Below are 9,030 nucleotides of genomic sequence, written 5' to 3'. Positions count from 1 at the left end.
TTCGTGTTCATGGTCCGTGAGACCTCGCAGATGTTCATCACCGGCCCGGACGTGGTCAAGGCCGTCACCGGTGAGGAGATCAGCCAGAACGGGCTCGGCGGCGCCGACGTGCACGCCGAGACCAGCGGCGTGTGTCACTTCGCCTACGACGACGAGGAGACCTGCCTCGCCGAGGTCCGCTACCTCCTGTCGATGCTCCCGCAGAACAACCGCGAGAACCCCCCGCACACCACCGCCCACGACCCGGCCGGCCGGCGCGGCGAGATCCTCCTCGACCTGGTGCCGGCGGACGGCAACCGGCCCTACGACATGACGAAGGTCATCGAGGAGCTCGTCGACGACGGCGACCACCTCGAGGTCCACGAGCGCTGGGCCCGCAACATCATCTGCGCGCTGGCCCGTCTGGACGGCCAGGTGGTGGGCATCGTCGCCAACCAGCCGCAGACCCTCGCCGGTGTCCTGGACATCGAGGCCTCCGAAAAAGCCGCCCGGTTCGTGCAGATGTGCGACGCCTTCAACATCCCCATCCTCACCCTGCTGGACGTGCCCGGCTTCCTGCCCGGCGTGGACCAGGAACACGGCGGGATCATCCGGCACGGCGCGAAGCTCCTGTACGCGTACTGCAACGCGACGGTGCCGAGGATCTCGCTGATCCTGCGCAAGGCGTACGGCGGTGCCTACATCGTGATGGACTCCCAGTCCATCGGTGCCGACCTCACGTACGCGTGGCCCACCAACGAGATCGCCGTGATGGGCGCCGAGGGCGCCGCCAACGTCATCTTCCGCCGCCAGATCGCCGACGCCGCCGACCCCGAGGCCATGCGCGCCCGCATGGTCAAGGAGTACAAGGCCGAACTCATGCACCCCTACTACGCGGCCGAACGCGGTCTGGTCGACGACGTCATCGACCCCGCCGAGACCCGCGAGGTCCTCATCCGTTCACTGGCGATGCTGCACGCCAAACACGCGGACCTGCCCTCCCGCAAACACGGCAACCCCCCGCAGTAGACCCCCACCGCCCGCACCCACCGCCCGCACCCGCGCACCCGCACCCTGCACTTCCCGGCCCCCTTGCACCCCCCGTCGCTCCGCTTTCCGCCCGGCATCCCGCACCGGAGCAGACCCTGCGGTCTGCTTTACGGGACGCCGGCCGGTCCCGCCCCGCCGCCTTTCCGCCCTGCCGGAGCAGGCCGGAGGGGGCCGGAGCGGCGCCGGAACGGGGCCGGAAAGGAACGGAGTTGCACGAAAGGCCTGGCAGTCGCCGCTCCCCGGCGGTGCGCGGACCGCGGACGGACGGTCTCCCCTCACCCCCACAGAAACAGCACGACCGGTCGGGTATTGACAGACCGGATGCGCTGTTTTGTAATCGGGGGTGCGGCACGGGACACCGAGCAGGGGAGACGGCGTGGACATCGACGTACTGGGCGCACTGGCAGTGCGGGAGAACGGGGTGTCCATCACCCCGACGGCGCCGAAACCGCGGCAGGTCCTGGCGCTGCTCGCGCTCCGTGCCGACCAGGTGGTGCCCGTCGCGGCCCTCATCGAGGAACTGTGGGGCAACTCCCCGCCGCGCAGCGCCCGTACCACCCTGCAGACGTACGTGCTGCAGTTGCGCGAGCTGATCGCGCAGGCGCTCGAGCACGGCCGCAGCGGCGCCAAGGACGTCCTGATGACCCTGCCGGGCGGCTATCTGCTCGTCTCCGGCGGCGGCAGCAGTGACGTGCGCGAGTTCGAGCGGCTCGCGGGGGAGGGCTACCGGGCCATGGACCAGGGCGCCTTCGCCGAGGCGGCCCGCACCCTGGCCGGGGCGCTGCGGCTGTGGACGGGGGCCGCGTTCGCCGACGTACAGGCCGGGGCGCAGCTGGCGATGGAGACCCGGCGGCTGGAGGAGAGCCGGCTGTGCGCGCTGGACCAGCGCATCGAGGCCGATCTGCGGCTGGGCCGCCACCGTGAACTGCTGCCCGAACTGACCGTGCTGACCAGCCGGTACCGCACCCACGAGAACCTGCACGCGCAGTTCATGCTGGCCCTGCACCGCTCCGGCCGGCGCAGCGAGTCGCTGAGCGTCTACCACCAGCTGCGGGCCACCCTGGTCAACGACCTGGGCCTGGAGCCCTCGCCGCGGCTGCGGCGGCTGCAGCACTCCATCCAGACGGCGGCGCCGGAGACGGCGGCGATGCCCGCACCGTTCGACGGCGCGGGACCTGCCGCGCCCGCACGGGCCCGGTGAAAGCGCACCGCCCGCACGGCGGCGGCACGGGCCGCCGCCGCCGTGCGGGCGGCAGCAACCGCACCTGACCGAACGGCGCTTCGGGCGGCCCGAGAGACCCCGACGGCCCGCGTGGTGCGGACGGTCCGCAGGGCCCCGACGGCCCGGAGGGTGCGCCGTCGCCCCGGGACGGACGGCCCTACCCGGACCCGGCGGTGCCCCGTCCCGCGTACGACCCCTACCGGCCTTGAGGGGAGCTCGGGCCGGGGCCCACGGCCCGGAGGGTGCGGTCGGGCCGGAGGGTGTGGTCGGGCCGGGTGGTGCGGTCGGGGCGGGCGGGTGTGCGGGCTGGTGGCCGGTGCGCCGCGGGCCGGCCGCCGGATGCGTGAACCGGCTGAACACGCCGTGTCCGCCCGCCGGACGGACCCGTGGGGCGGGCGGCTCATTCTTTGGGCGGAGGGTTTGGGCGCCGGCTGGTTCCCGGGAGCCAGCCGCCTTCGGCGGGGATCACCACGGCCGGGGATGTGGCGCGGTGGCGGCGGCGCCCACAATGCCAGGACGGCCACTCGGGATCCGACCCTTGGAGACGCCCACCATGACCCCCGCCCCTCACCCGCACACGGCCTCGCCGACGCCGGCGGCCGACGTGCTCGCCGAGCTCACCGCGGTACTGGCGGGCATGATGCGTGTCGAGCCGCAGACCCTCGACACACAGGAGTCCTTCCGGCTGCTGGGCCTGGACTCGATGCTGTCCCTCGAGTTCGTCGCGGCGCTCAACGCCCGCTACGGCACCCAGGTCGCGGCCACCGCGCTGTACGAGCACCCCACCCCGGCGGCACTGGCCCGGCACGTCGCGGCCGAACTCGCCGCACCCGGGCCCCTGCCGCACCCCGGCCCCGCCCTGGTCCCGGCCCCGGCCCCGGTGCGCGGTGCGGGAGCGTGGCCCGTCGCGGGGCCGGACACGGTCACCGACACCCTGCGCACACAGCTCGCCGGGATCCTGCACTGCGCCGCGCGGGACATCGACGTGAGCGCGCCGTTCGCCGCACTGGGACTGGACTCCATCCTGGCCGCGGAGTTCCTGGCCGGCATCAACCGCACCTACGGCCTCAGCGAGCAGACCGACCTGCTCTACGACCACCCCGACCTCGCGGCCATGGCCGCACACGTCACCGCGCAGGTGACAGACACCGCACCCGCACCCGCACCCGCACCCGCACCCGCACCCGCACCCGCACCCGGTCCCGCACCCGGTCCGGTGGCTGTGGCCGGGTCCGTGCCGGCCGCGGCGGCCGGGCGGGGTGATGCGGCGCCGCGCCCCGCCCGGCCACCGCGGGCCGTGGAGATCGACCTGAACGCCCTGCTGGACGCGGTGCGCGACGAGGTGCTCAGCATCGACGAGGCGGCTGCCCTGCTGGCGGCCCGTTCCGCCTGACACGAAGGGCACACGGTGATGGACACCCGCGAGATCCTGACGCGGTTCAAAGGCGGCACCCTGCAGCGCGAGCACGCCGTGGCCCTGCTGGGCGGCGCCCCCGCACCGCCGTCCGGACCGCCGGCGCCCGGCCCCGCGGCGCCGCCCGCTGCGGCGGACCGTGAACCGCCGCCCGGCCCCGGTTCCGGCGGCGCCGAGCCGTGCGCCGTCGTGGGAATGCAGGGCTGCTTCCCGTACGCCGGCGATCTGGACGCCTTCTGGCGCCACGCCCTGGAACAGCACATCCCCACCGCCTCGCCCCTGCGGGGAGGGGACCGTTTCGCTGACGGAGCACGGGAGTTCGACGCCGGCCTGCGCGCCCTGTTCGGCCTCGACGCCGCGGGCGCGGCCGCCCTGGACTCCCGCGAACGCCTGCTGGCGCGCGGCGCGTGGCAGACCCTGGAGAGCGCCGGATACGCCGGAGCGCGGACCGACCGGCTCACCGGCCCCGACAGCACAGGGCGCAGCGTCGGTGTCTACGTCGCCGCCGGCCCGCCCCGCGGCACGCCGGGCGGGCACCTGGTGGGCGAGCGCCTGCGGGGCGGGGCGGGACCGGCCGGGCGGCTGTCGCGGCTGCTCGACCTGCGCGGGCCCAGCCTGAGCGTCGACACCGGCGCGTCCTCCTTCCTCACCGCGCTGCACCTCGCGCTCGGCGCGCTGCGCGCGGGGGAGTGCGAGGCGGCGCTGGCCGCCGCCGTCGAACTGCCACCGGGTCCGGCCCACCAGCCCACCCCCACTCCCACCGGCACGGATGCCGGTGCCGGTGGGAGTGGGGGTGTCGGGGACGGCGGCGGGGGAGTGGTGGTCGTTCTGCTCAGGCCGCTGGCCGCGGCCCGTGCCGCCGGGGACCGTGTGTACGCGGTGATCCGTGCCGGTGCGGCCGGTCACCCGGGCCGTCTGGGAGCCGTACCGCACCACGCCCGGCTGGTCGGCCGGGCCCTGGCCGCGGCCGGGCTGCCGGCCCCGGCCGCCGGTCCGCACGGGCCGGACAGCGGCCCGCGCCCGCCGCGGACCGCATCACCGCCGTCCCCGGCCGCCGCCCCCGGTCCCGACGGACCAGGTGCGGACCCGGTGGTACCGGAGGCCGGACTGGAGGCCGGACTGGAGGCGCTGGGCATCGCGGTGCGGGAGAACGCCCGGACGGCGGCAGCCCCGGCGGCTGATACGGGAGTGGTCGCCGGGGCGGCCGCCCTGGCCCGTGCCGTGGGGCAGCTGCGCCACGCCACGCTGCTGCCCGGACCCGGCCGGGCGGCGCCCGCCGTCTGGGAGCCGGCCCGCGGCGACGACGGCACCGCGGTGCCCCGCAGGGCCCTGGTCGGCGTGTCCGGGCCGCCGGCCGCGGACGCCGTGCTGGTCCTGGAGGAGGCACCCGCCGCACACCGTCCGCCCGCCCGGCCGGCCCCGCCACCGCCCGCCCGCCACCCCGCGCACGCGGAACTGGTGCTGCTGTCCGCCGCGACGCCCCGGCAACTGGCCGCCACCGCAGGGCAGTTCGCCCGCTGGCTGGCCGGCGCCGCCCACCACGGCGGGCCGGCCGGAGCGGACCTCGCCGCGATCGCACACGAACTGCGCCTGGGACGGGCGGCTTTGCGCTGCCGCCTGGCGGTGGTCGCCCACACGGTCACCGGCCTGGCCGCACAGCTGGCCGCCTTCGCCGAGCCCGCCGGCCCCGGCCGGTACCCGGCGGGCGTACGCAGCGCCGACCTGCGCGACGCCGGTGACCCGCTGCTGCTCGACGGGCTCGCGGAGACCCGCGCCTACGTGGCCGCCCTGTGGCAGGGCGGCCGCTTCGAACAGCTGACGCGGCTGTGGCTGGCCGGCACCGACGTCTGCGCCGTACTGCCCGCGCACCCCGGCCCCGCGGGCATCGAACTGCCCCCCACGGTGCTGCAGCCCGAGCCCCACTCCCACCCCGAGCCGGAGCCGGAGCCGGAGCCGGAGCCGGAGCCTGACCCCGAGCCCGAGCCGGAGCCGGAGCCCGAGCCGGAGCCCGAGCCCGAGCCCGAGCCCGAGCCCGAGCCCGAGCCCGATCCCGAGCCCGAGCCCGAGCCCGATCCCGAGCCCGAGCCCGAGCCCGAGCCCGATCCCGAGTCCGAGCCCGAGCCCGAGCCCGATCCCGAGTCCGAGTCCGAGCCCGAGCCCGATCCCGAGCCCGAGTCCGAGCCGGAACCGGAGCCCGATCCCGAGTCCGAGTCCGAGTCCGAGCCGGAGCCGCACCCCGAGTCCGAGCCGGAACCGGAGCCTGATCCCGACCCCGAGTCCGAGCCGGAGCCCCACTTCGAATCCGGGTCCGAGCCCCGCACCCGGTCCCAGGTCCGCTCCCCGTCTCCGGTGGGGTTCCGGTCTTCGCACGGGCCGGGGGGACGGCCGGCGGAGTCCGGTCCCGGCAGGACGGCGTCCGGCGCGGGTGTGCCCGCACCCGACGGCGGCACGGACGGAGCACAGCGGTGACCGCACCCCTGACACCCCCACCCCCGTCACCGTCGCTGTCCGCGGTCGCGTCCCCGTCCCCGTTCCCGGTCCGGGCTCTGGCCCCGGTCCCGGCGTCCGCCGCGGTTCCCGTCGGGGGTGCGGACGCGGGCACGGACGAGCCGGTCAAGCTGTGGCTGTGTCCCAACGACGGGCTGCCGCCCGCGGTCGCCGGTCTGCTCGCCGCGCACTGGCTGGACGCGCGGGAGCAGAAGACCGCGAGCCGTTTCCTGTTCGAACGCGACCGGCGCCAGTACCTGCTCGCCCACACCCTGGTGCGGCGCGCGCTGGCGCTGGAGGCGGGCCTGGCCGAGGCCGAGCTGGTCATCTGGCGTTCCGCGCGGGGCCGTCCCTTCCTGCGGCCCGCTCCGGGCGAACTGCCGCGCGGCGGGGCCCAGCTGGACTTCAACCTCTCCCACGCGGGCGGCTACAGCCTGCTGGGCATCGTGCGCCGCCACCGCATCGGTGTGGACGTGGAGCGGCTGGAGGACCGCGACGAGCGGGCCATCACCACCATCGTGCGCACCTTCGCCGCCCCGGAGCGGGAGTGGGTCGAGCGGGCGGCGCACGGACCGGACCGCGACCGGCGGGCACTGCGGGTGTGGACGCTCAAGGAGGCCTATTCCAAGGCCCGCGGGCTCGGTCTCGGACTGCCCTTCGACGCGTTCGTCTTCACGCTGGACGACGAACGCGGCGTACGCGCCTTCACGCCGCCCGCCGACGACACGGCCCGCCCGTGGCGTTTCGTCGAACTGGAGCCGGTGCCCGGCGTGCTGGTCGCCGTCGCCGTGCCCGCCGACGCGGCCCAGGACCCGGTGCTCCACCTCGGCTACGGCTTCCCCTGGAGCCGCTCGGAGCTTCGCAGTTTCCCGCTGCCCCGGCCGGTGGGGGGCCGCCTGGCCGCGGTCCCCGCGTAACGGCCGGGGCGGCGGCCCGGGGGCATCTCCAGCGGGCTTCGAAGACCTCTTGAGCCGGGACACCTACCGTGAGGCATCCGCTGTTCCTGCTGTCTGCAGCCAGGAGGCCGCCGTGCCCATCCTCAGGTATCCGCAGAGTCCGCTGGACGACCTGCTGCGGCGGGCCGCGGACCGGGACGGCGACGCCCCGGCCGTGGTCACGGCCGAGGACGCGGTGACGTTCGCCGCCCTGGACCGGGACGCGGACCGTATCGCCCACTACGTACGGCGCACCGTCCGCCGGGCCGACGCCGTCGTCGCCGCGGCCACCACCCTCGACACCGCCTTCCCCGCCGTGTACTACGGCACCGTCCGCAGCGGCCGGCTGCTGGCCCTGCTCGATCCGCTGATGGGGCCGGCCGCGCTGCACGAGGTGTGCGCGGCGGCCGGGGCCGAGATCGCCTTCGTACCCGGCCCGCTGGCCGCGCTGCTCGCCGCGCTCGCCGACCGGCTGCCCCGGCTGCACACCATCGTGGTGACGGACCCCACCGGCCGTCCCGCGTCCGGCCGTCCCGCATTCGGCCGTCCCGCGTCCGGCGGTTCGGCGTCCGGCGGTTCGGTGCCGGGCCGTGAGGCGTCCGGTGGTCCGGGGGCCTGTGCGGTGGTGGCGCTGTCCGCGGCTCTGGCCGGGGTGCCCGCCGCCGGGTCCGTACGCACGGTGCGGCCCGGTGCGGACGCGGTGGCGTGCCTGCAGTTCGCGCCGGACGGCGGGGGCCGGCTGAAAGGTGTGCGGCTGACGCACCGCAATCTCGTCGCGGGCGCCGCGCAGACCGCGCTGGCCCACCGGCTCGGTGCCGCCTCCGTCGTCCTCAACCATCTGCCGCAGTACCACGCCGTGCACCTCAACTCGGCCGTGCACGCCGGGGCCCGGCAGGTGCTGTGCACGGACCCGGACCCCTTCGGGGCGCTGGAGGAGGCCGCGCGGGCACAGGCCACCCACTACTACGGGCTGCCCGCCCGGCTGCACCGGCTGGCGGGCGATCCCCGGCTGGCGGGTGCCTCCCGGCCGGCGGGTGACTCCCGTCCGGCCACGGGACGGGCGTATCCGCCGGGCCAGCACCTGAGCGCCATTCATGTCAGCGGCGGTGTACTGGCGCCGGAACGGGCCCGTGCGCTGCGCGACGCGCTGCGCGTGTCCGTTCTGCAGGGCTACGGCCTGACCGAGGTCTTTGCTCTCTCCCACCACCAGCCGCCCGGCTCGCGGCCCGGTCTCGGCGCGGTCGGGGTGCCGCTGCCGGGCACCGAGTGCCGGGTCGTCCTGCCCGGCGGCACCCGGCCCGTTCCGGTGTGGTCGACCGGCGAGGTGCAGATCCGGGGACCGCAGCTGAGCCCCGGCCCCGCGGACGGCGGCGGAGCGGCACCGCGGGACGCGGACGGCTGGCTGTCCACCGGTGACACGGGCTACCTCGACGCGGACGGCGGACTGCACCTCGTGGACGCGCACCGCTCCGTGTTCACCTGCGACGACGCGCTGGTCGCGCCCAGCGTGGTGGAGCGGGTCATCGGCCAGGACCCGCGGGTGGCCGACTGCATCGTCGCGGACTGGCCCGACCCGGCGCGCGGCGCCCTGGTCTGGGCCGGCGTGGTGCTGCGCGAGACGCCCGACGGCGATGCTCCCGGCCTCCTCGACGTCCTCGACTCCGTCGCCGAACAGGCCAACGCCCGGCTCGGTCCGGGCGAGCAGATCCGCCGGCTGGAAGCCCTCGACGCCGTCCCCCGCCGGCCGGGAGGCCGGCCCGCCCGCCGCGAACTGCGCCTGCGGCTGCACGCCCTGGCCGCCGGGGAAGCGGCCGCCTGACCCGCCCGGCACCCCCGACACGGACCGCGGGACGACCGGCCCAGGGACGGCCGGCCCAGGGACGAGAAGACAAGGAGACTTGCAGACAAGGGGACTTGAGAGCAGTAGCCCCGGGCTCCCCGGG

Annotated in this window: 6 protein-coding genes; all 6 read left to right on the top strand. The window is 76.2% G+C overall.

What is annotated here, in order from left to right:
• On the top strand, positions 1-1,008 hold a 1,008-nt coding region (locus ACFVTC_RS16430; RefSeq protein ID WP_390127410.1), incomplete at its 5' end, for an acyl-CoA carboxylase subunit beta.
• 397 nt (positions 1,009-1,405) lie between these two features.
• Complete coding sequence (locus tag ACFVTC_RS16425; protein WP_390127408.1) at positions 1,406-2,230, top strand: BTAD domain-containing putative transcriptional regulator; 825 nt, start codon at positions 1,406-1,408, stop codon at positions 2,228-2,230.
• A gap of 574 nt (positions 2,231-2,804) precedes the next feature.
• Positions 2,805-3,644, top strand: coding sequence for a phosphopantetheine-binding protein (locus ACFVTC_RS16420; protein WP_390127406.1), 840 nt, complete (start codon positions 2,805-2,807; stop codon positions 3,642-3,644).
• A gap of 18 nt (positions 3,645-3,662) precedes the next feature.
• Positions 3,663-6,134, top strand: a complete 2,472-nt coding sequence (locus ACFVTC_RS16415; RefSeq protein WP_390127404.1) for a beta-ketoacyl synthase N-terminal-like domain-containing protein — start codon at positions 3,663-3,665, stop codon at positions 6,132-6,134.
• Entirely contained in the window at positions 6,131-7,069 is a 939-nt protein-coding gene (locus ACFVTC_RS16410) for a 4'-phosphopantetheinyl transferase family protein (protein ID WP_390127402.1), read from the top strand. Before ACFVTC_RS16415 ends, ACFVTC_RS16410 begins: the two co-directional genes overlap by 4 nt.
• Positions 7,070-7,181: 112 nt before the next feature.
• Positions 7,182-8,906, top strand: a complete 1,725-nt coding sequence (locus ACFVTC_RS16405; RefSeq protein ID WP_390127400.1) for a class I adenylate-forming enzyme family protein — start codon at positions 7,182-7,184, stop codon at positions 8,904-8,906.
• Positions 8,907-9,030: the final 124 nt, after the last annotated feature.

Source organism: Streptomyces sp. NPDC057950 (assembly GCF_042887295.1).
Lineage (GTDB): Bacteria > Actinomycetota > Actinomycetes > Streptomycetales > Streptomycetaceae > Streptomyces > Streptomyces kaempferi.
This window is presented reverse-complemented; position numbering and strand designations above follow the sequence as displayed.